This window comes from Micromonospora sp. NBC_01740 (genome assembly GCF_035920365.1).
Classification (GTDB): domain Bacteria; phylum Actinomycetota; class Actinomycetes; order Mycobacteriales; family Micromonosporaceae; genus Micromonospora; species Micromonospora reichwaldensis.
In genome coordinates this window covers 7,178,243-7,202,807 of the sequence record NZ_CP109150.1, presented here as the reverse complement: position 1 = coordinate 7,202,807, position 24,565 = coordinate 7,178,243, and the positions used below count along the sequence as shown (strand labels likewise).

The window sequence follows — 24,565 nt, the reverse complement described above, 5'->3', positions numbered from 1 at the left end:
TGACGGCGGTGGTCGCCACACGCGGCGTCCCCCGGCGGCGCGGCGTCGGTGCGGCAGGGCAGGATGTACGCCGAGGGGGTGGCGGACATGGCTGGGCGGATCCGGGACGAGGACATCGCGCTGGTCCGGGAACGCAGCTCGATCGCCGACGTCATCTCCGAGACGGTGACCCTGAGGTCGGCCGGCAGCGGCAACCTCAAGGGGCTGTGCCCGTTCCACGACGAGAAGAGCCCGTCGTTCAACGTCTCGCCCGCCCGTAACGTCTGGTACTGCTTCGGCTGCGGCGCCGGCGGCGACGCGATCAAGTTCCTGATGGACGCCGAGCACCTCAGCTTCGTCGAGTCGGTCGAGCGGCTCGCCGACCGCGCCGGCCTCCAGTTGCGCTACGTCGAGAACGACTCGGCCGCGCCGCGCCCGCGCCCCCAGCAGGGGCAGCGGCAGCGCCTCGTCGCCGCGCACGCCGCCGCCGTGGAGTTCTACCGCGGCCAGCTCACCACCGCCGGCGCGCGTCCGGCCCGGGAGTTCCTGGCCCGGCGCGGCTTCGACCGGGCCGCCGCCGAGCGCTACGGCTGCGGCTTCGCGCCCGACGCCTGGGACCTGCTCACCAAGCACCTGCGCCAGCAGGGCTTCAGCCACGACGAGCTGGTCACCGCCGGGCTGTCCCGCCCGTCGCGTTCCGGCACGCTGATCGACCGGTTCCGCCGCCGGCTGATGTGGCCGATCCGCGACCTGACCGGCGACGTGATCGGCTTCGGCGCCCGCAAGCTCTTCGACGACGACGACGGCCCGAAGTACCTGAACACCCCCGAGACGCCGATCTACAAGAAGTCGCACGTCCTCTACGGGATCGACCAGGCCAAGCGGGAGATCGCCAAGCAGGGCAAGGTGGTCGTGGTCGAGGGCTACACCGACGTGATGGCCTGCCACCTGGCCGGGGTCCCGACGGCCGTGGCGACCTGCGGCACGGCGTTCGGCGGGGACCACATCGGGGTGCTGCGCCGGCTGCTGATGGACACCGACGACGTGGCCGGCGAGATCATCTTCACCTTCGACGGGGACGCCGCCGGCCAGAAGGCCGCCCTGCGTGCCTTCGAGGACGACCAGCGCTTCGTCGGGCGTACGTTCATCGCGGTCAGCCCCGACAACATGGATCCCTGCGACCTGCGCCTGGCAAAGGGCGACCTGGCCGTTCGCGACCTGGTCGCCCGCCGCGAGCCGCTTGTCGACTTCGCGCTGCGGCACGTGATCAACCGCTTCGACCTCGACACCGTCGACGGCCGGGTCGAGGCGATGCGCCGGGCCGCGCCGCTGGTCGCCAAGCTCAAGGACCGGGAGAAGCGTCCGGAGTACGTGCGCAAGCTCGCCGGCGACCTCGGCATGGAGATCGAGCCGGTGCAGCGGGCCGTGCTCGCCGCCGCCTCGGCCGCACCCGGCCGGGACGCCCCGCCCGCGCCCCGGCCCGCCCCGGCGGAGCCGATCGTCGACAACCCGCAGTCGATGGTCGAGCGGGAGGCGCTGAAGCTCGCCCTCCAGGAGCCGGTGCTGGCCGGGCCGATGTTCGACGCGGTCGAGGCGTCGGAGTACCGGCACCCCGTGCACGTCGCGGTGCGGGCGGCCGTCGCGGCGGTCGGCGGGGTCGCCACGGCCACCGGCGGTGCGGTCTGGATCGAGTCGGTCCGCGACGCCTGCGAGGACCTGGCCGCCCGGGCGCTCGTCGGTGAACTGGCGGTGGAGCCGCTGCGCATCGACGGCGAGCCCGACCCGCGCTACGTCTCGGTCACCATGGCCCGGTTGCAGTTCGGCTCGGTGACCAGCCGGATCAGGGATCTCAAGTCCCGGATCCAGCGGATCAACCCGGTCAACAACAAGGACGAGTACTTCGCCGCCTTCGGGGAGCTGCTGTCGCTGGAACAGCACGCCCGGGCGTTGCGCGAGCAGGCCGCGGGAGGGCTGTAGATGGGACTGTTCCGCCGCAAGCCGAAGCTGCCCGCGGCCCAGCGGCCGCCGCTCGCCGCCGAGGAGCGGGTGCTCGCCTGGGCCGCCGTCGGCGACGGTCAGGGCGACGGGGTCGTCGTGGCCAGCAACCTCGGCCTCTGGCTGCCCGGCCGGGCGGAGAGGCTGGGCTGGCACGACATCCTCAAGGCGGTCTGGTCCGGCCGGCAGCTCACGGTGACCCCGGCCGAGTCGTCCGCCGAGCGCGACGGTTACCTGGTGGTGGCCGACGGCCCCGCCGAGAGCCACCTGCTGCTCGACCCCGGGGAGCTGCCGCACCAGGTGCGGGAGCGGGTCACCCGGTCGGTGGCGTACACGCAGCACCGCCCGGTGCCCGGCGGCGCCGGCCGGGTCGCGGCGCGCCGGGTGCCGGGGGTGGACGGCCTCACGTGGACGGTCCGTCTCGACCCCGGCACCCCGGCCGACGACCCCGAGGTGCTCGCCGAGACCGACCGCCTCGTGGCGGAGGCCCGCGCCGCCACCGCCCCGGCGGACGTCTGACCGGCGCGGGTCACCCGCGCTGGTAGAACCGCGCGGCCCCGGGGTGCAGCGGGATCGGGTCGGTGCCCGAGGCGCTCTGCTGGGTGAAGTTGCCGGCCTCGGGGTGCACCTTCACCAGGTCGGCCTGGTAGGCGAAGAGCAGCCGGGTCAGGTCGTACGCCAGCTGGTCGGGCATGTCGGCGCTGACCAGGATGACGTTCGCCACCGTGACCGTCGGCGTGCCGCTCCTCGTCTTGTAGGCCTCCTTCGGCAGCTCCGCCGTGGTGTAGACCGAGCCGTGGCGCGCGGTGAGCGGCTCCATCAGGTCGACGATCGGCAGCAGCGCGTATCTGCCGGGCGCGCTGGCCAGCAGGTCGGCGATGCCCGGCGTGGGCAGGCCGCCGGAGAAGAACATCGCGTCGAGCGTGCCGGCCCGCATCCGCTTCACGGTCTCCGGCAGGGAGAGCGTGGCCCGGACGACGTCCCGGTCCGGGTCTAGGCCGGCGGCGGTCAGCAGACGCCCGGCGATGATGTCCGTGCCGGACCTCGGCGAGCCGGTGGAGACCCGCTTCCCGCGCAGGCCCGACAGCTTGGTGACCTTCGCGTCGGCGCGGACGATGACGTGGGTGTAGTTGCTGTAGACCCGGGCCAACGCCCGCACCGGCTGTGGCTGGCCCTCGAAGGCCCCGCGCCCCGCGACGGCGTCGGCCGCCGTGTCGGCGAGGCTGAAGGCGATCTCCATGTCGCCGCTGGCCAGCCGGTTGACGTTCTCCACCGACGCGCCGGTCGGCTCGGCCCGTGCCTCGTAGCCGGGCAGGTGCCGGCTGATCACGTCCGCGTAGCCGCCGCCGAGCTGGTAGTAGACGCCTGTGGTGTTGCCGGTGGCGAGGAAGATCCGGCCACCGTGCCAGGGTTGCGGCCCGGCCTCGGCCGCGCCGCAACCGGTGGCGAGCACGGTCGCCAGCAGGGCCGCCAGCAACCGGGAGGACCGTCCGATCACGCCCGGACCGCCGGCTCCAGGGCCTCCGCCACCCGCTGGACCAGCATGGCGGTCTCGTAGCCGATCTGGCCGAGGTCGCAGCCGGGCGCGGCGAGCACCCCGACGAGCGCGCGCTCGCCGACCGCCATCACCAGCATCACCCCGCCGTCCATGTCGACGATCTGCTGGCGTACGCGGCCGGCCGACATCAGCCGGGCGGCACCGACGGTCAGGCTGGCCAGGCCGCTGATCACGGCGGAGAGCTGGTCCACCTGGTCGGGCGCGAGGTGGGGCGAGGCCGCCAGCCGCAGCCCGTCGCCGGAGACCGCGAGGGCGTGCGACACGTCCGGCACCTGTTCGGCGAAGTTGGCCAGGAGCCAGTCCAGGCCGGCGCTCTCGGATGGGGTCATGGGATTCTCCTGGGGGGTGTCGTCTGGGTACGTCGGGTCGCCGCGGCCACTCCCTCGGCGAGCGAGGACAGCCGGGACCGCACGACCTCGGGGTCGAGCAGGTCGCCCGCCGGCCGCGCCGTCGGGGCCTCGTGCAGCGCGGCCGGCAGTTGGCCGCCCCGGGTGCGGCGCGGCAGCCCGGCCCCGGTGAGCGGAGGCGGTGCGGGCGGGGCCGACGCGGGACGGGACGGCGGCATCGCGGGCCCGCCACCCGACCCGGTCGGGCGCGCGCCGAGCACCGGGAGCGTGATCGTCGGCGCGTGGTGGACGCTGGTCAGGTCGGGCAGGGTGGCGGGACCACCGGTCCCGGTCCGGGGCCGGAACCAGGCGGTCTGGGCGGGGACGACCGGCGCGTGCGTACGCACGGGCGGCGCCGGCGCGGGCACCGTCCGCACGGGCGGCGCAGGTGCGCGCACCTGCGGGGCAGCCTGCGCGGGAGCACGTCCCTCCGGGGCGGAGCGCGGGGCGACGTCCTCGACGCGGGTCAGCGCCGACTCCGGGATCTCCACCTGCGCGACGGTGCCCGCGCCGCTGTTGTGCAGCTGCACCCGCACCCCGTGCCGGGCCGCCAGGTGGGCCACCACGTGCAGGCCCATGCTGCCGGCGGAGGCGCTGGAGAGCATCGCGGGGGCGAGCAGCCGCTCGTTGATCGAGGCGAGGCGGCTGTCGCTGATGCCGATGCCCTGGTCGTGTACGCGCAACGTGAGGCCGTCGATCGTGCGCCGGCCGTCGACGTGCACCGGGGAGTTCGGCGGGGAGTAGACGGTGGCGTTCTCCAGCAGCTCGGCGAGGAGGTGGACCAGGTTGCCCACGGCGGCCCCGTGCACCGCGGCGGTCGGCACGTCGACCTCCACCCGCGGGTAGTCCTCGATCTCCGAGGCGGCCGCCCGCACCACGTCGGCGAGCAGGTGGGCGCCGTCGTGCGTACGGCCGGGCTCCCCGCCGGCGAGGACGAGGAGGTTCTCGCCGTTGCGCCGCATGCGGGCGGCGAGGTGGTCCAGCGCGAAGAGCCGGGCCAGCGCGTCCGGGTCGGTCTCCTCGCGTTCGAACTCGTCGAGCAGCCGCAGCTGCCGGGTGATCAGGGTACGGATGCGCCGGGCCAGGGCCTCGGCCATCCGGGTCACGTCCATCCGCACCTCGGCCTGTTCGCCGGCCAGGCGCAGGGCGGCCCGGTTCACCGTGTCGAAGGCCTGGGCGACCTGCGCGATCTCGTCCCGGCCCTGCCCGATGCCGGCGGTCAGCCGGGTGGCCGCGCCGTCGGTCGGCGCGCCGTCACCGGAGGCGATGGCGGTGATCCGGTCCGGCAGCTCGCGGTGCGCCATGGTGAGCGCCGCGACCCGCAGCCGGCGCAGGCGACGGCTGGTGCGGACGGCGAGCAGCACGGCGGCGGTCAACGACGCCAGCGCGACGGCGGTGGTCGCGCCTCCGGTGACCAGGGCCCGCCGCTGGGCGTCGCGGGCCAGCCCGGCGGCCTTGCGGTCGAGCTCCTCGGAGAGTTCCCGGCCGAGCAGGTTGTACCGCCGGATGGCCCCGCTCTGGGCCACGTACCAGGCGTCGCCGTCGGTCCTCAGCCCGGCGGGCTCGGACTCCACGTTGAGCGCGCTGTCGCGCATCCGGCGGGCGGTGGAGACGTCGGTCCCGGCCACCAGCCGGGTGTACGCGTCCGCCGCCGGCCGGCCGGCGATCCGGGAGAACTCGGCCTGACGCTGCTCCTGCGCGCCCCGCAACTGGCCGAGGCGGACCAGTTCCCCGTTCACCAGCGTGCCCCGCACGAAGACGGCGCGGAGCAGGTCGCGTTCCACGGCGGCGAGGTGTTCCTGGGCGGCCACGGCCGCCACCTCCCGGGCCCCGTTGGCCAGCTCGCGGTCGCGTAGCTGGGCCGGCAGCGCGTCGGCGACGGCGAGCAGCGACTCGACAAGCGAGAGGTAGGCCGGGTCGGCGGTGGTGCCGCCCAGCGCGGATCCGCGGGCCGGTTCGAGCTGGCCGAGCTGCGCGTCCGCGCCGTCGAGCACCTGGCGCAGGTCGGGGGCGGCGCGGCGGGCGTCCCGGCTGGCGCCGCGGTAGCGCTCGACGGACGCGTCGACCCGTCGCCGCTGCGCGTCGACGAGGGGCCGTCCGCTGCTGCCGCCCCGCTGGCGGAGGGCCGCCGTCTCGCCGAGTTCCCGTTCCAGCTCGTGCACCAGGCGCACGGTGGCCGTCGCGGTGCCGGCCAGCACCCGGGCGCGGTCCGCGTCGTCGGAGGCGTCCAGGGCGGTGGCGGTCTGGGCCGCCCCCAGCACCACCAGGCCGACCGTGGCCACCAGGATGGGCGCGAGCAGCTGGGTGCGTACCGACCACAGCCGGTCGGTGTGGTCGGCGGGCCGGTGGTGCCGGCGTACGCGGCCGGGGGTGGGGAGCGACACTCGGGCCCTCCGGGGTGGGGGTCGGAGGCGCCGGGCCCGGGCGCGAGGCCCGGACCCGGCACCGGGGATCAGCGTGCGCCGAGGTCCTGCAACGCCTTGTCCGCGCCGCGGTGCAGCGGTACGGGGTCGGTCTTGCGGGCGTTGTCCAGGCTGATGCCCTTGGCGGCCGGGTTCGCCTGGGCCAGGGCGTCCTTCTTGTCGAACACCGTCCGGGTGATCGCGCAGGCCACGTTCGCGTTGAGGTCCTTGCGGACCAGCAGCACGTTCGGCACCACGATGGTCGGGGTGTCCGCGGCGGTCTTGTAGACGTCCGCGCCGATGGTCCCGGCCTGGTACGCCGGGTTGAGCTCGGTCATCTTGGGCAGCAGCGGGGTGATGTCGATGAACTTCACCTTGTCCCCGGCGGTGGTGAACAGGTCGGTCAGCCCGCCCGTGGGCACCCCGCCCGACCAGAACAGCCCGTCGACGCTGCCGTCCTTGACGCCCTCGACGCTCTTGGTCAGGTCGAGCCGCTGCGCCTGGACGTCCTTGGCCGCGTCGAGGCCGGCGGCCTCCAGCAGCCGGTTGGCGATGACCTCGGTGCCGGACTTCGGGGAGCCGGTGGAGATCTTCTTGCCCTTCATGTCGGCGACCGAGTTGATTCCCGAGTCGGCCCGGACGACGACCTGCGTGTAGTTGTCGTAGATCCGGGCGAGCGCCTCGACGGGCTGCGGGGCCGTGAAGCTGCCCTTGCCCTGCACCGCGTTGACCGCCGTGTCGAACAGCGAGAAGGCGACGTCGTACTGCCCGCCGACGAGCTGTTCGATGTTCTGCACCGAGGCGCCGGTCTCGGCGGCGGTGCCGGTCAGCTTGCCCTCGGTCGCCCCGGAGAGCTGACCGGCCAGGGCGTTGCCGACCACGTAGTAGACCCCGGTGGCGTTGCCGGTGGCGATGCCGACGCGGGTGCTGTCGGTGACCTTGCAGGTGATCTCACTGGCGGCGTCGTCCTTGGTCGCGCCGTCCTGACGGCCTCCGCAGCCGGCGGTGCCCGCGGCGACGAGGGCCAGCGCGCCAACCCCCGCGGCGAGCCGCATGTTGATCCGTCTCACTGTTTTTCCTCCCCATGGTTCACCGTTGGTACTGCTGACGGCCCGCCGTTCCGGCCGGCGGATCCGCGTCTGACGAGCACGCCCGCCACCATGACGGCAGCCAGGGCGGCGCCGATCGCGACGGGCACGGGTTCGAGCCAGAGCAGCGTGAGCCCGGCGAGCGCGCCGACGATCCGCTCCGGCGCGCCGGCCGGGCCGACGCCGGGCAGCCAGCCGCCCGCCGCGACCGCGAGCACGGCGACGCTGAGGGCGGCGACCGTCGCGGCGACGGCTATCCGCTGCGGGCCCCCGATGCCGAGCAGCCCGAGCCCGGTCGGGGTGACCACGAAGGCGAGCGGGATGAGGTAGGCCGGCAGGGCGTACCGCAGGGTCTGCCACATGGTCGGCACCAGCCGGCCGCCGGTCACCGCGGCGGCGGCGACCGCGGCGAGCGCGGTCGGCGGGGACGCCTCGGACAGCACCGCGAAGTAGAAGACGAACATCGCCGCGGCGGGCGCGGTGACGCCCAGGTCCAGCAGGGCCGGGCCGATGATCACCCAGCCGATCACGAACGACGCGGTGACCGGCACGGCCAGCCCGAGGAGGGTGAGGGCGACGGCGGCGAGCAGCGCGGTGAGCGCCAGCACCACGGCCGGCTCCGAGCTGACGGCCTGGGCCCCGCTGACCAGCAGCGCCGCCGCCTGGGGGCCGAGGCCGGTCTTGGTGGTGGTGGCGGTGATGATGCCCGCGGCGGCGCAGACCGCGCTCACCGCGAGGACCCCGCGCACCCCGGCGCTGAGCGCGGCGAGCAGGCGGGGCGGGGTGAGCCGGTGCCGACGGTCGAGGAAGGACAGCACGGCGGCCAGGATGGTGGCCAGCACCACGGCCTTCGTCGCGGAGAAGCCGACGGCCAGCAGCCCGACGATCGCGAAGAGCGAGAGGAAGTGGTAGCCGAACCGGGCCAGCAGCCGGCCGGCGGAGGTCGTGTCGATGACCACCGGCCGCACGCCCGAGCGGCGGGCGTCGATCTCGACCGCGAGGAGGATGCCGAGGTAGTAGAGCACCGTCGGGACGGTCGCCCAGCCGAGCACCTGGAGGTACGACACACCGAGGTACTCGGCGATGATGAAGGCTGCCGCGCCGAGGGTGGGCGGGGAGAGGATCGCCCCGACGCCGGCCGCGGCGAGCATGCCGCCCGCCCGCTCCGGCGGGTAGCCGGCGCGGCGCAGCACGGGCCAGGTGACCGCGCCGATGCTGACGGTCGTCGCCGCGCCGGAGCCGGAGACGGTGCCGAGCAGGAACCCGGAGGCGACGGCGGTGCGCCCGGCGGCCGTGCGCGAGCGCCGGAAGGCGGCGGCGGAGAGCTCCACGAAGAACCGGCCGGCCCCGGAGAGGTCCAGCACCGCGCCGTAGATGGTGAACAGCACGATGTACGTCGCCGCGACGTCGAGCGGGGTGCCGTAGAAGCCGCTGTCGGAGTTGTAGAGGCCGTCGACGATCTGCCCGAAGTCGAGGCCGGCGTGGGCCACCGGCCAGGACTGGGGCAGCAGCCCGCCGTAGTAGCCGTAGCCGAGGAAGACCACGCAGACGGCCGGCAGGATCCAGCCGGTGGTGCGCCGGCACGCCTCCAGCAGCAGGAGCAGCAGGACGGTGCCCATCGCCACGTCCACGCCGACGAGCAGGCCCTGCCGGTCGAGGAAGGCGTCGTACCCGCCGCCGCCGTCGCCCAGGTCGACGGGCAGCACCGGGTAGAGGCAGCTGACCAGCGCCGCGCCGGCCAGGATCCAGTCCGGCAGGGTGGGGCGCCGGCGCCCGGGGCGCTCCGCCGGGACCGCGTCGTCCGGCCCGGTCGCGCCGGTGCGGCGCAGCCGCCGGGGCAGGCGCAGATCCGCCGGGTACGCCAGGAAGACCATCGGCAGGATGCCGGCCAGGAAGATGACCAGGTAGAACTTGCTCCCCTGCGGCAGCGGGTAGAACACCTGCCAGAGGGCGAGCAGCGCGATCGCCAACGTCGTTCCGGTGACCAGCACGCCGATCGGCCCGGAGAGTTCCCGCCCGGGCTTTTCGTCCTCGAACTGCGCGGCGAGTTCCCGTGGATCGGGCGCGGCACCGTCCGGATCGGACCGATTGTCGGTCTCGGGCGGCAACGGGACCGGACCGCCATCCGGGGTGGACTCGGGGCCCACGGTGGACGGCTGCGGGGCGGGTTCGCCGGAGGAACGCACTGGTGGCACGAGGGGGCACGATACGCGAATTAGATACCGGGCGGAACATTGCTGATCATGATTGCAGCCAGTAATTAATTGGGACTCGCGATTACGCAGAGAGACTGTAATTGGGTCCGGATATGCGGAAGGATGCGCGCCCTGATTGGTAAGAATGCGGCAAGCCGGGAGCGGGTCGTATCCGATGCGTCCACTCTGGTCCGGTAGCAACGCGTTTCCGTCCCGCCCGCGTGCGGCCGTCGCCGTGCCGTCGGCGCCGCACCAGGCCATGACGCAGGGTAGTTTTCGTCGCTCTCCGTTGCCGGATGGGCCCTGACCAGGGCGCCTGTACCCCTACCGCCCCGGCCCCTATCACCCCGGCGACGGACCCGCCCGGACCCGGTGGGGTGTCGGAACCGGCCCGGTGGGAGGTGTCGGATCCGGAGGTTAGGGTCGGGCGATGACCACGGCTCCACCACTCATCCAGGCGCGGGCGCTGGTGAAGCGGTTCGGCGACTTCACCGCCGTCGACGGCATCGACGTCGAGGTGCGGGCCGGCGAGGCGTTCGGCTTCCTCGGGCCCAATGGCGCCGGCAAGTCCTCCACCATGCGGATGATCGGCTGCACCTCCCCGCCCAGCGGCGGCGAGCTGCGCATCCTCGGCATGGATCCGGTGCGCGACGGGCCGGCGATCCGGGCCCGCCTCGGCGTCTGCCCGCAGCTCGACAACCTGGATCCCGAGCTGACCGTCCAGGAGAACCTGACCACCTACGCGCGCTACTTCGGCATCTCCCGCCGGGTGGCCCGGGCGCGCGCCGCCGAGCTGCTCGACTTCGTCCAGCTCACCGAGCGGGCCGACAGCAGGGTGGAGCCGCTCTCCGGCGGCATGAAGCGGCGGCTGACCATCGCCCGCGCGCTGGTCAACGAGCCCGAGATCGTCCTGCTCGACGAGCCGACGACCGGCCTCGACCCGCAGGCCCGGCACCTGGTGTGGGAGCGGCTGTTCCGGCTCAAGCAGCAGGGCGTCACGTTGGTCCTCACCACGCACTACATGGACGAGGCGGAGCAGCTCTGCGACCGCCTGGTCGTCATGGACGGCGGGCGGATCGTCGCCGAGGGCTCGCCCCGGGCGCTGATCGACCGGCACTCCACCCGGGAGGTCGTCGAGCTGCGGTTCGCCGCCGAGTCACAGGAGGCGTTCGCCGGCAAGCTCGACGGGCTGGGGGAGCGGGTCGAGGTGCTGCCCGACCGGATCCTGCTCTACGTGCCCGACGGCGACGCGGCCGTCGCCGAGGTCGGCGAGCGGGGGCTGCACCCGGCCAACGTGCTGGTCCGGCGCAGCAGCCTGGAGGACGTCTTCCTCCACCTCACCGGCCGCACCCTGGTCGACTGACAGGGGCGTCCGGTCGCTCGTCGTCGGTGGTTCGCGATCCGGTGCCGGTCGTCCGGCGCGACCGGGTGGGTGCGGCGGGCCGGCCGTTACGTAGCATCGGCGGGCCGGCGCCACGTCGACCGCTCGGCGACGCACACGGGGGTGTCATGTCGGAGTTGGAGTTCCAGTCCCGCCGCCAGGCCGGGCTCGCCGCGCTCTACCTGGGCGTCTTCGCGACGATCTGGTTCAGCGTGCCGGCCGCCGAGCAGCCGCTGCGCGCCCTGCTGGTGGTCGCGAGCGGCGCGGCCCTGGTCACGGCGGTGATCGGCGCCGTCGTCGTGGCCCGCAGCCGGGGAGCAGGGGGCGTCACCCACGACTCTGCCGCCGACCGCCGCTACCTCCTGATCGTCCTGGCCGAGTTCGCCGCCGCCGGGCTCGGCGCCGTCGTGCTCGCCCTCGTCGGCTGGTCGGAGTTCATCCCGGTGCTGGTCGGCGCCGTCGTGGGGCTGCACTTCTTCCCCCTCGTCCCGGTGCTGCGCGACCCGCTGCTGTGGCCGCTCGGGGTGGCGGTGTGCGCCGTCGCCGTGGCCGGGCTGGTCACCGCGCTCGTCTCGGCGGTGCCGGCGGGGCTCGTCGTCGGCACCGGCACCGGGCTGCTGCTGCTCGCCTACGCGGTGCAGGCGCTGCTGCGCGCGGCCCGTAAGCGCTGACAGGGCGACGGAGTCGCCGGCCTGTCGTACCCGCGAGGTAGGAAGGCCGTGGTGGACGCGGAGCGAGACGGGGTGGTCGCGTGAGCGTGGCGCAGTCGGCGCGGGAACGCGCGCGCCCGAGGTTGCCGCGGGTGCCGGCGCTCGCGGTGCTGGCGCACCACCTCGTCGGCTACCGGCGCACCTGGCGGGCGGGGATCTTCTCGTCGTTCCTGTTGCCGGTGCTGACCGTCCTCGGCTTCGGCGTCGGCGTCGGCTCCTACATCGACCAGGGCATCGACGGGGTGAGCTACCTCGACTGGATCGTGCCCGGCCTGATCGCGTCGACCGCGTTGCAGACGGCCGTCAGCGAGTCGACGTGGCCCGTGTTCGGCAACTTCCAGTGGGTCAGGACCTACTTCGCGCAGAGCGCGGCGCCGCTGCGGGTGGGCGACATCCTTGGCGGGCACCTGGCCTTCGTGGTGTTCCGGGTGGTCACCACCGTCGCGGCGTTTTTGCTGGTGACAGCCCTGTTCGGGGCGCTGCGCTCTCCGTGGGCGCTCGCCGCGCTGCCGGCGACGGCGCTGCTCGGGCTGGCGGTCGCCGCGCCGACCTTCGCGTACGCGTCGGTGGTCTCCGTCGACAGTTGGCTCGCGATGCTGCTCCGCTTCGCGGTGATCCCGATGACGCTCTTCGCCGGCGTGTTCTTCCCCGTCGAGTCGCTGCCCCTGGCGCTGCGCTGGCTGGCGTACGCGACCCCGCTCTGGCACGGCGTCGACCTGTGCCGGGCGGCGGCGCTCGGCGTCGCTCCGCAGTGGTCGGTCGCCGGTCACCTGCTCTACCTCGCGGCCTGGGCGGTCGGCGGCTGGCTGCTGGCCCGGCGCGCGTTCCGTCGCAGGCTGGTCGTCTAGGAGGAGTCGCAGTGGTCGCTCTCGTCCTGCCCCGGCTGGCCGCCGCGTCCCGCCGGTCGGTCTCCGTGGCCGAGCGCAACGTCGCGGCCCTGAAGGCCGTCTACTGGCTGCTGCTCGTCTCCGGGTTCGTGGAGCCGCTGCTCTACCTGCTCTCCATCGGCGTCGGGGTCGGCGCGCTGGTCGGCGACCTCACGCTGCCCGGCGGCGAGGTCGTCACCTACGCGGCGTTCGTCGCGCCGGCCATGCTCGCGTCGTCGGCCATGTCCGGCGCGCTGTCGGAGACGACCTTCAACTTCTTCGGCAAGATGAAGCAGATGAAGCTGTACGACGGGGTGATCGCCACCCCGGTGCAGCCGTTCGAGATCGCGCTGGGGGAGCTGCTCTGGGCGATGCTGCGCGGCAGCGCTTACTCGGCCGCCTTCCTGGTGGTGATGGTGGTGATGGAGTTGACCACCGCGGCACGGGCGCTGGTCGCCTTCCCGGCGGCCGTGCTGGTCGGCTTCGCCTTCGGCGCGCTGGGCATGGCGATCACCACCTTCATGCGCAGCTGGCACGACTTCGACCTGATGTCGGCGGCCCAGTTCACCCTCTTCCTCTTCTCCGGCACGTTCGTCCCCGCCGAGGCCTACCCGGCCGCGCTGCGCTGGGCGGTGGAGGTGACGCCGCTCTACCGCGCGGTGCACCTCATCCGCGGCGTCTCGGTGGGCGCGGCCGGCTGGGAGTGGGTGCTCGACGTGCTCTACCTGGTCGCGGCGATGGTCCTGGGGCTGCTGGTCGCCTCGCGCCGGATGGGCAGGTTGCTCTACGGCTAGTGGTTAACGGTGGCCGCTGCCTGGGCATGTCGAGGGGGACTGACACCGACCACGAGGAGGGGCGATGGCCTCCGACGAGTCCTCCACCCGCAGCGGACGCGACCGCGACGATTCCGGGGCGGCCGGCCGGGTGGGCGACCGCCGGACGGGCCGCGCGGACCGGGGATCCGACCCCGTTCGTGCCGAGCGGCACCGCCCGGGTCGCGGCCCGGTCGGGCCCGACGAGGGTCCCGACAGCCCGACCGGGCTGCCGGGCGCCGGTTGGAAGGCCGCGCTGCGCCGCACGGTGCGGGAGTTCCAGGACGACAGCCTGACCGACTGGGCGGCGGCGCTGACGTACTACGGGGTGCTCTCCATCTTCCCCGGCCTGCTGGTGCTGGTCTCGATCCTCGGCCTGCTCGGCCCACGGGCCACGGAGGGCGTCAAGGAGACGGTCAACGACGTCGTCCCGCAGGACAGCATCCGGCAGATCGTCGAGGGGGCGATCGACCAGGCGCAGCAGAGCGGCGGCTTCGCCGGCTTCGCCGCGATCCTCGGTCTGCTCGCCGCGTTCTGGTCGGCGTCGGGTTACGTCGCCGCGTTCATGCGCGCCTCCAACACCATCTACGACGTGCCGGAGGGGCGGCCGATCTGGAAGACGCTGCCGATCCGCGTCGGGGTGACCGCGGTGATCGGCGTGATGCTGCTGGCCAGCGCGGTGATCGTGGTCTTCACCGGCGGCCTCGCCGAGCAGGTCGGGGAGGCGATCGGGCTGGGCTCCACGGCGGTGACCGTGTGGAACATCGCCAAGTGGCCGGTGCTGCTGCTCCTGGTGAGCCTGATGTTCGCAATCCTCTACTGGGCGTCGCCGAACGCGCGGCACGGCGGCTTCCGCTGGGTCAGCCCCGGAGGCGTGCTGGCGGTGGTCATCTGGTTGGTGATCTCGGGCCTGTTCGCGCTCTACGTCAGCAACTTCGGCTCGTACAACAAGACGTACGGGGCGCTCGCCGGTGTGATCGTCTTCCTGATCTGGCTGTGGCTGAGCAACATCGCGATCCTCCTCGGCGCGGAGTTCGACGCCGAGCTGGAGCGCAGCCGCGCCATCGAGGCGGGCCACTCCCCGGACGAGGAGCCGTACGTCGAGCTGCGCGACGACCGCAAGCTCAAGAAGAAGCGCAACGCCGCCAACCGCAGCTGACCGCGCGTCGCCCGTCCGCACCCGCCGCCGCCCCGCCACCGTCCCCGGTGGCGGGGCGGCGGCGTGCTCCCGCCAGCTCCGGGGCCCCGCGCTTTTCCTGATCCTTCCGATGCTTTTGTTCGATCGGACAAAAGTTCGCGTCAAATCGGCCGAAGCTCTGGACACGTGACACGGAACACTCCTACTGTGTCGGCACGACACCTCGGCATCGCGTCGATGTGAACGAGCCCGCGAAGAGGTGAGTCCGGTGCGGACGGTCGACCCCCTGCACGTACGGCTGCTGCGGCTGCTCCGTGACGAGGGCGCGGTGTCCCGGGCCGAGCTGGGCGACCGGTTGCAGATGCCCCGTCCCCGGCTGCTGGCGGAGCTGGAACGGCTCGTCGCCCTCGGCTACGTCGCCGAGGCGGGGCTGGCGGCCTCCCGGGGCGGTCGCCGTTCCACCCTGGTCGAGCTGAGCCCGCGCCTGCGCTTCGCCGCCGTCGACCTCGGCGCCAGCTCCATCGACGTCGAGGTGGTCAACGGCCGGCTGGAGCCGGTCGCCGCGTACGCCGAGGCGGCCGACATCCGCACCGGCCCGAAGGTGATCCTCCAGCGGGTCAACGAGCTGCTGCACAAGGCCCGGGTGGACGGCGCCTACGAGCGGCTCGACGCCGTCGGCATCGGGGTGCCCGGCCCGGTCAGCTTCCGCGACGGCGTGCCGGTCTCCCCGCCGATCATGCCCGGGTGGGACCGGTTCCCGGTGCGCGAGCTGCTCACCCGCGAGCACGGCTGCCCGGCGGTGGTCGACAACGACGTCAACATCATGGCCATCGGAGAGCGGCACGGCGGGGTCGCCCACTCCGTGGACGACTTCCTCTTCGTGAAGATCGGCACCGGAATAGGGTGCGGGATCTACCTCAGCGGCGAGGTCTACCGGGGCACCGACGGCTGCGCCGGGGACATCGGCCACATCCAGGTCGACGCGCAGGGCCCGATGTGTTCCTGCGGCAACATCGGCTGCCTGGAGGCCCTGTTCAGTGGGGCCGCGCTGGCCAAGGACGCGACCGCCGCCGCGCGCAGCGGGGTGTCGCCGGCGCTGGCCGAACGGCTCGCCGCACGCGGCGCGGTGACCGCGCTGGACGTCGCCGGGGGCGCCGTCGAGGGGGACGTGACGTGCATCCAGCTGATCCGCGACGGGGGTCGGCGGGTGGGTGGGGTCCTGGCCGGGCTGGTCAGCTTCACCAATCCGTCGATGATCGTGATCGGCGGCGGGCTCGCCCAGCTCGGGCACATCCTCCTCGCCGAGATCCGCAGCGTCGTCTACCGCCGGTCGCTGCCGCTGGCCACCGGCAACCTGCCCGTCGTCCTGTCCGAGCTGGGCCCGCGCGCCGGCGTCGCCGGTGCCGCCGTGCTGGCCAGCGACGTGGCCTTCGCGGAGGCATCATGAGTGAGCAACTGGTCGAGTCGCCCGCCGACGCCGTCGCGGGCGAGGTGGTGCTGCGCCTCACCGACGTGGTCAAGACCTTCCCGGGCGTACGGGCCCTGGACGGGGTGCAGCTGGAGGTGCGCGCCGGCGAGGTGCACTGCCTGCTCGGGCAGAACGGCGCCGGCAAGTCCACCCTGATCAAGGTGCTGGCCGGGGTGCACCGGCCCGACTCGGGGCTCGTCGAGTGGCGGGGCGAGCCGACCACCTTCGCCAACCCGCAGGCCGCCATGCGCGCCGGCATCGCCACCATCTACCAGGAACTCGACCTGGTCGAGGACCTCTCGGTCGCGGAGAACGCCTTCCTCGGCCACGAGCCGCGCCGGCTCGGTTTCGTCCGGCGGGGCGCCATGGCCCGGCACACCCGGCAGATCCTCGGCCGGCTCGGCCACGCCGAGATCCCGCCCGGGCGGATGGTGCGCGCGTTGCCCGCCGCCGGCAAGCAGATCGTCAGCATGGCCCGCGCGCTCTCCCACGAGGCACGGCTGATCATCATGGACGAGCCGAGCGCCGTGCTGGCCCACGACGAGGTGGGCAACCTGTTCCGGATCATCCGGGAGCTGACCGCACAGGGCATCGCCGTCATCTACATCTCGCACCGGCTGGAGGAGATCCGCGAGATCGGCGACCGGGTCACCGTACTCAAGGACGGCCGGACCACCGCGGCGAACCTGTCGGCCCGCGACACCCCGACCCGCGACCTGGTCAGCCGCATGACCGGCCGCACCATCGAGTACGTCTTCCCGGACCGCCCGGCCGGCGTGGCCAGCGGCGCGGAGCTGCTCACGGTCGAGGGGCTGACCCGGGCCGGCGAGTTCGCCGACGTCTCGCTCGGCGTCCGGGCCGGCGAGATCGTCGGCATCGCCGGGCTGGTCGGCTCGGGTCGTTCCGAGCTGCTGGAGACCATCTACGGCGCGCGCCGTGCCGATGCCGGCTCGGTGCGGATGGCCGGCCGGGCGCTGCGCCCCGGCAGCGTCGGCGCGGCGGTGCGGGCCGGGATGGGGATGGCCCCCGAGGAGCGCAAGAGCCAGGCGCTGCTGCTGGGCGAGCCGATCTACCGCAACGTGACCCTGGCGACCTTCGCCCGCTACGCCCGCGCCGGGTTCACCGACGCCGGCCGGGAACGGGACGAGGCGGACCGGATCGCCGAGAGCCTGGAGCTGCGCCCCCGCGACGTACGCCGGCCGGTGCGCACCCTCTCCGGCGGCAACCAGCAGAAGGTGGTGGTCGGCCGCTGGCTGCTCGGCGACACCCGGCTGCTGCTGCTCGACGAGCCGACCCGGGGCGTTGACGTCGGCGCCCGGGCGGAGCTCTACCAGGTGATCCGGGGGCTGGCCGCACGCGGCGTCGGGGTGCTGCTGGTCTCCAGCGAGGTCCCCGAGGTGCTCGGCCTGGCCGACCGGGTGCTGGTGATGCGGGAGGGGCGGGTCGTCCACGAGGCCCCGGCCCGCGAACTCGACGAGAACACCGTGCTCGACCTCGTCATGGCGGGGTCCCTGATGGAAGGCGCACCGGCATGACCGAGGGTCCTACTCCCACCGTGGCGCCCCAGCGGGCGGCGCAGTTGCCGGCGCAGTCGCCGCCGGTGGACCCGGCGCAGACCGGGGCGGCCGTCGACAAGGTGGCGGCACCGGGCCGGATCTCCTGGTGGCGGGGGGACGGCGGCGAGGGCGCCCGCCGCAACCTCGGCCTGATCGGGGTGCTGGCGGTGCTCGTCGTGATCGGCGCCCTCACCCGCTCCGACCTCTACTCCAACCCGGACTGGGTGTGGGACAACGTCCTGAGCATCCTCAAGCTGGCGGCCGTGGTCGGCGTGGTCACCGTCGGCATGACCTTCGTGATCATCGGCGGCGGCATCGACCTCTCCGTCGGCGCGATCGTCGCGCTGGCCGGCGTCTGGTGCACCACGGTGGCCACCCAGAGCTACGGCGCCGGCGGCATGATCTTCAGCGCGCTCACCGTCGGGCTGGCGGTCGGCCTGGTCAACGGGCTGCTCATCTCGTACGGCCGGCTGGTGCCGTTCATCGCGACCCTCGCGATGCTGGTGGCGGCCCGGGGCCTGGCCGCCGAGATCTCCGACAAGCAGACCCAGGTGTCGGACAACGGCTTCATCAACGGCCTCGCCAGCAACAGCCTGCTGGGCATCCCGCTGCTGGTCTACATCCTCGCCGCCGTGGTGGCCGCCGGCTGGGTGCTGCTCAACCGCACCACCTTCGGCCGGCGTACGGTCGCCGTCGGCGGCAACCCGGAGGCCGCCCGGCTCGCCGGCATCAACGTCCGGCGGCACACCGTGCTGCTCTACGCGCTCTCCGGGCTCTGCTGCGGGATCGCCGCCATCATGCTCACCGCCCAGGCCAACTCGGCGCAGGCGGCGATGGCGAACCTCTACGAGCTGGACGCGATCGCCGCCGCGATCATCGGCGGCACGCTGCTCAGCGGCGGGCGGGGCACCATCATCGGCTCCCTGCTCGGCGTGGTCATCTTCGCCACCATCACCAACCTCTTCGCCATCAACGGCCTCTCCACGGAGGCCCAGAACATGGTCAAGGGCGGCATCATCGTCGCAGCCGTCCTGGTCCAGCAGGTCCAGTTCCGCAGCCTCACCCAGTTCCTGAGCCGCAACCGGCTCACCAGCACCTGACCCGCACCGCACCGACCGCGCGGCATCCGGGCCACCTGAGCGAGGGTGGCCGGGCACCGCACGCGCTCTTCCGTCCCGCACCGCGAGATTTCCTCCACCACCGTCAACCCAGGAGGTCGTCATGACCCAGCACAGTCGCGACATGTCGCGCCGCCGGCTGCTCTTCGGCGGGGCCGCCGTCGGCGCCGGCGTGCTGCTCGCCGGCTGCACCAGCAACGAGACCAAGCCGACCGAGGCGCAGACCAAGGCGGCGGCCGCGCCGGGCGGCAACAATGAGCCCGGCAAACGGGTCGTCATCGGCTTCTCCGCGCCGGCCGCCGACCACGGCTGGATCGCCGCCATCACCAACAACGCCAAGGCGCAGGCCGGGGCGTACTCCGACGTGGAGTTCAAGTCGGTCGAGGCCGGCGCGGACGCGGCGGCCCAGCGGGCGGCGCTGTCCACGCTGATCTCGCAGAAGCCGGACGTGATCGTGCTGCTGCCGCACGACGGCAAGGAGCTCAACGCGTTCGGGCTGGAGGCGATGAAGGCCGGCGTCCCGGTGGTCAACCTGGACCGGGCGTTCCCCGACGCGCGGGCCTACCGGCTCCAGATCAAGGGTGACAACTACGGCATGGGCGTGGCCGCCGCCACCTACATGATCGAGCAGTTCAAGGCCAAGGGCGTCAGCAACCCGGTGATCGGCGAGATCGCCGGCATGGACGAGCTGGAGCTGACCCAGGAGCGGTCGAAGGGCTTCGTCGACACCCTGACGGCGAGCGGCTTCAAGGTCGCCAACCGCCGGGCGGCCCGGTTCACGGCCGACTCGGGGCAGCAGGAGGCGGCGCAGCTGCTCCAGGCCCTGCCGAAGATCGACGCGCTCTGGAACCACGACGACGACCAGGGCATCGGCGTGCTGGCCGCGGTCAACCAGAGCGGCCGCAAGGAGTTCTTCATGGTCGGGGGCGCCGGCTCGAAGAAGGCGATGGAGGACATCCAGGCGGACAACACGGTGCTGAAGGCGACGGTGACCTACAGCCCCTCGATGGCCTCCTCGGCCATCTCCCTGGCCCGGCTGATCGGCCAGGGCAAGGGCATGTCCGACCTGGTGGAACTCCAGGTGCCCAAGGAGATCATCCTCGCCTCCGAGACGATCACCAAGGAGAACGCGGGCAGCTACCTCAAGCTCGGGTTCTGATACACGGGGGGAGACCCACCTTGTCCACGACAGACAGAGAACTGCGGGTCGGCATGGTCGGCTACGCGTTCATGGGCGCCGCGCACTCGCAGGCGTGGCGCACCGTGAACCGGGTGTTCGACCTGCCGGCGCGGGCCCGGATGTCGCTGATCTGCGGCCGGGACGCCGGGAAGGTGGCCGACGCTGCCGACCGGCTCGGCTGGGACGCGCACACGACCGACTGGCGCGACCTGATCGCCCGGGACGACATCGACGTGGTCGACGTCTGCACGCCCGGGGACAGCCACGCCGAGATCGCCCTCGCCGCGCTGGCCGCCGGCAAGCACGTGCTGTGCGAGAAGCCGTTGGCCAACACGGTCTCCGAGGCCCGGGCGATGGCCGCCGCGGCGGTCACCGCGCAGGCCGCCGGGGTGCGGTCGATGTGCGGGTTCAACTACCGGCGGGTGCCGGCGGTCGCGATGATGCGCCAGCTCGTCGCCGACGGGCGGCTCGGGGTGATCCGGCACGTCCGGGCGACGTACCTGCAGGACTGGATCGTGGACCCGCAGTTCCCCCTGGTGTGGCGGTTGCAGCGGGACAAGGCCGGCTCCGGCGCGCTCGGCGACATCGGCGCGCACATCATCGACCTGACCCAGTACGTCACCGGCCGGCGGATCACCGGGGTCAGCGCGGTCACCGAGACGTTCGTCAAGGAACGGCCGCTGCCGGCCGGGTCGAGCGGGCTGGCGGCGACGGTGGACGGGGCGGCGGCCGACGGCAACGGCGCCGACGGCCACCGCCCGGCCACCGGGGCGGTCACCGTCGACGACGCGGCGGTCTTCGTGGCCCGCCTCGACGGCGGCGTGCTGGCGACGTACGAGGCGAGCCGCTTCGCCACGGGACGCAAGAACGCCCTCCGGGTGGAGATCAACGGCTCGCTGGGCACGGTGGCCTTCGACCTGGAGCGCCTCAACGAGCTGGAGTTCTACGACGCGACGCGACCCGCCGCCGAGCAGGGTTTCAGCCGCATCCTGGTGACCGAGGGGGAGCACCCGTACATGTCCGCGTGGTGGCCGCCCGGCCACCTCATCGGCTACGAGCACTCCTTCACCCACCAGGCGCGGGACTTCGTCGAGGCGGTCGCCACCGGAGTCGACCCGGCGCCCTCCTTCGTCGACGGGTTGCAGGTCCAGCTGGTGCTGGACGCGGTGACCCGGTCGGCGGAGCTCGGCTCCTCGTGGACCGAGGTGGAGCCGGCCCTGGCCACGGTCGCCGCCTGAGCCGACTCCGGCGCCGACCGGCGAGGGACCGGCCGCGGTTGCGCCCCGCGGCCGGGACGAGGTCGGAGCCGGAGGACGTGCGGCCGGGCCGGCGTGGCCCGGTGACGCACGAGCAGAACGGTCGTCCGGTGCGGCCGGACCGGGATTCCCCGGTCGCACCGGAGGACCGTCACCACCCGGCGACCGTTGCCGGGGCCGTGTCACCCCCACGACGTCCGGTCGGCGCGCGCCGTCGTCCCGACCGGCGGATGCGGGGGAGGCAGGGACGGGACGCCGACCGGCCCTGCCTGCCAGCCCCGTCCGTCCGTGTCCGCGCCGGGAACCGGACCGGGGTCGTCGCCGCCGACGTCGACACCGGACCGGTGGGCTCCTCCCGGGGCGGCCGGCGGACGGGGCCCATCCGCATAGATGCGTATCTTTCTGAACAAACTTCTGATATCTATATACCTCAATGCACGGCTGGTTCCTCCTGATCGGGAAGGAGCACCATGCGTACGGGTGTCTGGCTGGTGGGAGCACGCGGCTCGGTCGCGACCACCAGCATCGTGGGGGCGCTCGCCCTGCGGTCCGGGCTCACCGGCCCGACCGGCTGCGTCACCGAGCTGCCCGACCTGCGCGGGCCCGCCCTGCCGGCCTTCACCGACCTGTTCCTCGGCGGGCACGACGTCGTCACCACTCCGCTGGCGAAGCGGGCCGAGACCCTGGCCGCCGCCGGCGTGCTGCCCGGCCGGCTGGTCGCCACCCTCCCCGACGAGCTGGCCGCCGTCGAACGCGAGCTGCGTCCGGCCCCCGCCGGCGGCAGCCAGGCGGACCGGGCCGCCGCGACCGTACGCGACCTCACCGACTTCCGCCGCCGGCACGGGCTGGACCGGGTGGTGGTGGTCAACGTCTCGGCCACCGAACCCGCCGCCCGCCCGCACCCGGGCCACGCCGACCCGGGCGCGCTGGCCGCCGCGCTCGCCGGCCCCGACGAGGTGCTGCCACCCAGCTCCCTCTACGCGTACGCGGCGGTGCGGGCGGGCTGCCCGTACGTCGACTTCACCCCGTCCACCGGGCTGCGGCTGCCGGCCCTGGTGGCGCTGGCCGCCGAGCGCGGGATCCCGTACGCCGGGCACGACGGCAAGACGGGGGAGACGCTGGTCAAGTCCGTGCTCGCGCCGATGTTCGCGATGCGGCACCTGGCGGTGCGCTCCTGGTCCGGGGTCAACCTGCTCGGCGGCGGCGACGGCGCCACCCTCGCCGACCCGGCGGCCAACGCGGCCAAGGTGGAGAGCAAGCAGCGCGTGCTCGGCGAGACCCTCGGCCACCTGCCGCAGGGCGGCACCCGCATCGAGTACGTCGAGGCGCTGGGCGACTTCAAGACCGCCTGGGACCTGATCACGTTCGCCGGGTTCCTCGGCACCGGGATGCGGATGGAGTTCACCTGGCACGGCTGCGACTCCGCCCTGGCCGCGCCCCTCGTGCTCGACCTGGCCCGGCTCACCGCCGCCGCGCACGCCGCCGGCCACGCCGGCCCCCTGACCGACCTCGCCTTCTTCTTCAAGGACCCGCTCGGCACGCCCACCCACTCGCTGGCCGACCAGTGGACCCGACTGTGCGGCTTCGCCCACCGGCTGCACGCGGGAGGCACCGATGCCGCGCCTCGCTGACCTCGCCGAACTGGTCCGGGCGCCGGCCGCGCTCTCGGTGCCCGGGGACGTCGTCGCCGGGGCGGCGGCCGCCGGCACGCTCGGGCGGCGTACGCCCGCGCTGGCCGCCGCGTCCGTCCTGCTCTACTGGGCGGGGATGGCCGCCAACGACTGGGCCGACCGCCGGCTGGACGCCGTCGAACGCCCCGAGCGGCCCATCCCCAGCGGCCGGGTGGCCCCCGGGGCCGCGCTCGGCCTCGCCGCCGGGCTCACCGCCGCCGGGGTCGCGCTGGCCACCGCCGCCGGTGGCCGGCGCGCCGCGACGGTCGCGGTCCCGCTCGCCGCCGCCGTCTGGGGGTACGACCTGGCGGCGAAGTCGACGGCCGCCGGGCCGGCCGTGATGGCCGCCTGCCGAGGGCTGGACGTGCTGCTCGGCGCCACCGGCGGACGGGCGCTGCGGGCGGTGCCGGCGGCGGTCACCGTGGCCGCGCACACGTGGACGGTCACCGCGCTCTCCCGCCGCGAGGTCACCGGCGCCGACGCCGCGCTGCCGCTGCGTACCCTCGCCGGCACCGCCCTGGTCGCGGCGGGCGCCGTCGTCCGACCCCGCCCCGAGCGGGCCGCGCTGCCGGCGCTGCTGGCCGGCTGGTACGTGGCCCGCTACGGCGCGGCCCAGGCCCGGGCGGTAGCCGACCCCCGCGCCGGCCGGGTGCGGGCGGCGGTGGGAGCCGGCATCACCGGGCTGCCCGCGTTGCAGGGCGCCCTCACCGCGCGCGCCGGGGCCGGGCTGCTGGGGCTGGCGGTGGCGGCGGCCGCGCCGCTCGGCGGCCGGCTCGCCCGAAGGATCTCCCCGACATGACCGCCCCGACCCGCCCCGCGCCGGGCCCCCGGGGCACGGTGGTGGCCGGCGCGGCCGACGGCGGGCTCCGGTTCGGCTACGGCACCAACGGGTTCGCCAACCACCGGCTGACCGACGCGCTCGCCGTCGTCGCCGACCTGGGTTACCGGGGCGTCGCGCTCACCCTGGACCACGACCACCTCGACCCGTTCGCGCCCGCGCTGGCCCGCCGGGTGGCCGCCGTGGCCCGCCGGCTCGCGGCGCTCGACCTCGCCGTGGTCGTCGAGACCGGCGCCCGTTACCTGCTCGACCCGTGGCACAAGCACGCCCCGACGCTGCTGCACGACGACCCGGCGCGGCGCGTCGAGTTCCTGCGCCGGGCCGTGCGGATCGGCGCCGACCTGGGCGCGGAGGCCGTCTCCCTCTGGTCCGGCGTACGCCCCGACGCTGTCGCACCGGAGACCGCCTGGGACCGGCTGGTCGCCGGCTGCGCGACGGTGGTCGACGCCGCCGAGGCGGCCGGCACGACGCTCGGCTTCGAGCCGGAGCCGGGCATGCTGGTCGAGGACATCGCCGGCTGGCGCCGGCTGCGCGGCGCGCTCGGCGATCCGGACCGCTTCGGCATCACCCTCGACATCGGGCACTGCCGCTGCCTGGAGCCGCGGCCGGTCCCCGAGTGCGTACGCGAGGTCGGCGCGTACCTGGTCAACGTGCAGATCGACGACATGCGCCGGGGCGTGCACGAGCACCTGGAGTTCGGCGCGGGGGAGATCGACTTCCCGCCCGTGCTGCGGGCCCTGGGCGACGCCGGCTACCGGGGCCTGGTCGCCGTGGAGCTGCCCCGGCACTCGCACGCCGCCCCCGCCGTCGCGGCCCGCTCGCTCGACTTCCTGCGCGCCGCCGCGAAGGAGGCGGCACGCCCCGAAACGAGTGCCGCCGCGAAGGAGGCGGCACGCCCGGGACCGGGTGCCACCGCGAAGGAGGCGGCACGCCAGCAACGGTGACGGGGCCACGTCGGCAGCACGAGGG

20 protein-coding genes are annotated in these 24,565 nt (G+C 74.0%); 15 read left to right on the top strand and 5 right to left on the bottom strand.

Annotated features, from left to right (window positions below; translation table 11 throughout):
• The first annotated feature begins 63 nt into the window (after positions 1 to 63).
• Both dnaG and OG989_RS31335 read left to right on the top strand, forming a co-directional pair.
• Positions 64 to 1,956, top strand: a complete 1,893-nt coding sequence (dnaG, locus tag OG989_RS31340) for a DNA primase (protein ID WP_327029304.1) — start codon at positions 64 to 66, stop codon at positions 1,954 to 1,956.
• A complete protein-coding gene (locus OG989_RS31335) occupies positions 1,957 to 2,493 on the top strand; it encodes a hypothetical protein (protein WP_327029303.1) in 537 nt (178 codons plus the stop codon). It begins immediately after the preceding gene.
• Between the two features lie 10 nt (positions 2,494 to 2,503).
• On the opposite strand, the gene OG989_RS31330 is transcribed toward OG989_RS31335, so the two are convergent.
• From OG989_RS31330 to OG989_RS31310, 5 genes are all read right to left on the bottom strand, one after another.
• A complete protein-coding gene (locus OG989_RS31330) occupies positions 2,504 to 3,472 on the bottom strand; it encodes a TAXI family TRAP transporter solute-binding subunit (protein WP_327029302.1) in 969 nt (322 codons plus the stop codon).
• The gene (locus OG989_RS31325; RefSeq protein WP_088998933.1) at positions 3,469 to 3,861 is read right to left on the bottom strand and encodes a roadblock/LC7 domain-containing protein; all 393 of its coding nucleotides are present in this window, start codon (positions 3,859 to 3,861) and stop codon (positions 3,469 to 3,471) included. Before OG989_RS31325 ends, OG989_RS31330 begins: the two co-directional genes overlap by 4 nt.
• Positions 3,858 to 6,302, bottom strand: a complete 2,445-nt coding sequence (locus OG989_RS31320; RefSeq protein ID WP_327029301.1) for a sensor histidine kinase — start codon at positions 6,300 to 6,302, stop codon at positions 3,858 to 3,860. The genes OG989_RS31325 and OG989_RS31320 overlap by 4 nt, the downstream gene beginning before the upstream one ends.
• 68 nt (positions 6,303 to 6,370) lie before the next feature.
• On the bottom strand, positions 6,371 to 7,390 hold the full coding sequence (locus OG989_RS31315; protein ID WP_151456933.1) for a TAXI family TRAP transporter solute-binding subunit: 1,020 nt from the start codon (positions 7,388 to 7,390) through the stop codon (positions 6,371 to 6,373).
• Positions 7,387 to 9,603 (bottom strand): TRAP transporter permease, encoded by a 2,217-nt coding sequence (locus OG989_RS31310; RefSeq protein ID WP_442791897.1) that lies wholly within the window; start codon positions 9,601 to 9,603, stop codon positions 7,387 to 7,389. Before OG989_RS31310 ends, OG989_RS31315 begins: the two co-directional genes overlap by 4 nt.
• A gap of 430 nt (positions 9,604 to 10,033) precedes the next feature.
• On the opposite strand from OG989_RS31310, the gene OG989_RS31305 reads away from it, so the two are divergent.
• The 13 genes from OG989_RS31305 (at position 10,034) to OG989_RS31245 (ending at position 24,540) form a co-directional block, all read left to right on the top strand.
• Entirely contained in the window at positions 10,034 to 10,966 is a 933-nt protein-coding gene (locus OG989_RS31305; RefSeq protein WP_132236952.1) for an ABC transporter ATP-binding protein, read from the top strand.
• Positions 10,967 to 11,112: 146 nt separating this feature from the next.
• On the top strand, positions 11,113 to 11,655 hold the full coding sequence (locus tag OG989_RS31300; protein ID WP_327029300.1) for a hypothetical protein: 543 nt from the start codon (positions 11,113 to 11,115) through the stop codon (positions 11,653 to 11,655).
• A gap of 86 nt (positions 11,656 to 11,741) precedes the next feature.
• Positions 11,742 to 12,542, top strand: coding sequence for an ABC transporter permease (locus OG989_RS31295; protein ID WP_327031276.1), 801 nt, complete (start codon positions 11,742 to 11,744; stop codon positions 12,540 to 12,542).
• 11 nt (positions 12,543 to 12,553) lie between these two features.
• Positions 12,554 to 13,354: an ABC transporter permease gene (locus OG989_RS31290; RefSeq protein WP_327029299.1), complete on the top strand. Its 801-nt coding sequence runs from the start codon at positions 12,554 to 12,556 to the stop codon at positions 13,352 to 13,354.
• A gap of 64 nt (positions 13,355 to 13,418) precedes the next feature.
• Positions 13,419 to 14,531, top strand: coding sequence for a YihY/virulence factor BrkB family protein (locus OG989_RS31285; RefSeq protein ID WP_151456165.1), 1,113 nt, complete (start codon positions 13,419 to 13,421; stop codon positions 14,529 to 14,531).
• A 247-nt stretch (positions 14,532 to 14,778) separates the two neighbouring features.
• Positions 14,779 to 15,957, top strand: a complete 1,179-nt coding sequence (locus OG989_RS31280; protein ID WP_151456164.1) for an ROK family protein — start codon at positions 14,779 to 14,781, stop codon at positions 15,955 to 15,957.
• Positions 15,954 to 17,513 carry a sugar ABC transporter ATP-binding protein gene (locus OG989_RS31275; protein WP_327029298.1) on the top strand — a complete coding sequence of 520 codons (1,560 nt, stop codon included), beginning with the start codon at positions 15,954 to 15,956 and terminating at the stop codon, positions 17,511 to 17,513. Before OG989_RS31280 ends, OG989_RS31275 begins: the two co-directional genes overlap by 4 nt.
• Complete coding sequence (locus OG989_RS31270; protein WP_192581501.1) at positions 17,510 to 18,634, top strand: ABC transporter permease; 1,125 nt, start codon at positions 17,510 to 17,512, stop codon at positions 18,632 to 18,634. Before OG989_RS31275 ends, OG989_RS31270 begins: the two co-directional genes overlap by 4 nt.
• Positions 18,635 to 18,755: 121 nt before the next feature.
• Complete coding sequence (locus OG989_RS31265; RefSeq protein WP_151456162.1) at positions 18,756 to 19,811, top strand: substrate-binding domain-containing protein; 1,056 nt, start codon at positions 18,756 to 18,758, stop codon at positions 19,809 to 19,811.
• A gap of 53 nt (positions 19,812 to 19,864) precedes the next feature.
• Positions 19,865 to 21,070, top strand: coding sequence for a Gfo/Idh/MocA family protein (locus OG989_RS31260; RefSeq protein WP_425856445.1), 1,206 nt, complete (start codon positions 19,865 to 19,867; stop codon positions 21,068 to 21,070).
• A 488-nt stretch (positions 21,071 to 21,558) separates the two neighbouring features.
• The gene (locus tag OG989_RS31255; protein ID WP_327029296.1) at positions 21,559 to 22,719 is read left to right on the top strand and encodes an inositol-3-phosphate synthase; all 1,161 of its coding nucleotides are present in this window, start codon (positions 21,559 to 21,561) and stop codon (positions 22,717 to 22,719) included.
• Positions 22,703 to 23,557: an SCO3242 family prenyltransferase gene (locus OG989_RS31250; protein WP_327029295.1), complete on the top strand. Its 855-nt coding sequence runs from the start codon at positions 22,703 to 22,705 to the stop codon at positions 23,555 to 23,557. Before OG989_RS31255 ends, OG989_RS31250 begins: the two co-directional genes overlap by 17 nt.
• Positions 23,554 to 24,540 carry a sugar phosphate isomerase/epimerase family protein gene (locus OG989_RS31245; protein ID WP_327029294.1) on the top strand — a complete coding sequence of 329 codons (987 nt, stop codon included), beginning with the start codon at positions 23,554 to 23,556 and terminating at the stop codon, positions 24,538 to 24,540. Before OG989_RS31250 ends, OG989_RS31245 begins: the two co-directional genes overlap by 4 nt.
• The last annotated feature ends 25 nt before the right edge of the window (positions 24,541 to 24,565 follow it).

Bases quoted from the DNA above. Each gene is read 5' to 3' on its own strand.
- OG989_RS31265 (WP_151456162.1), top strand. From the start codon at position 18,756: ATGACCCAGCACAGTCGCGACATGTCGCGCCGCCGGCTGCTCTTCGGC.
- OG989_RS31270 (WP_192581501.1), top strand. From the start codon at position 17,510: ATGACCGAGGGTCCTACTCCCACCGTGGCGCCCCAGCGGGCGGCGCAG.
- OG989_RS31275 (WP_327029298.1), top strand. From the start codon at position 15,954: ATGAGTGAGCAACTGGTCGAGTCGCCCGCCGACGCCGTCGCGGGCGAG.
- OG989_RS31325 (WP_088998933.1), bottom strand. From the start codon at position 3,861: ATGACCCCATCCGAGAGCGCCGGCCTGGACTGGCTCCTGGCCAACTTC.
- OG989_RS31250 (WP_327029295.1), top strand. From the start codon at position 22,703: ATGCCGCGCCTCGCTGACCTCGCCGAACTGGTCCGGGCGCCGGCCGCG.
- dnaG (WP_327029304.1), top strand. From the start codon at position 64: ATGTACGCCGAGGGGGTGGCGGACATGGCTGGGCGGATCCGGGACGAG.
- OG989_RS31260 (WP_425856445.1), top strand. From the start codon at position 19,865: ATGGTCGGCTACGCGTTCATGGGCGCCGCGCACTCGCAGGCGTGGCGC.
- OG989_RS31255 (WP_327029296.1), top strand. From the start codon at position 21,559: ATGCGTACGGGTGTCTGGCTGGTGGGAGCACGCGGCTCGGTCGCGACC.
- OG989_RS31285 (WP_151456165.1), top strand. From the start codon at position 13,419: ATGGCCTCCGACGAGTCCTCCACCCGCAGCGGACGCGACCGCGACGAT.
- OG989_RS31335 (WP_327029303.1), top strand. From the start codon at position 1,957: ATGGGACTGTTCCGCCGCAAGCCGAAGCTGCCCGCGGCCCAGCGGCCG.
- OG989_RS31300 (WP_327029300.1), top strand. From the start codon at position 11,113: ATGTCGGAGTTGGAGTTCCAGTCCCGCCGCCAGGCCGGGCTCGCCGCG.
- OG989_RS31305 (WP_132236952.1), top strand. From the start codon at position 10,034: ATGACCACGGCTCCACCACTCATCCAGGCGCGGGCGCTGGTGAAGCGG.
- OG989_RS31245 (WP_327029294.1), top strand. From the start codon at position 23,554: ATGACCGCCCCGACCCGCCCCGCGCCGGGCCCCCGGGGCACGGTGGTG.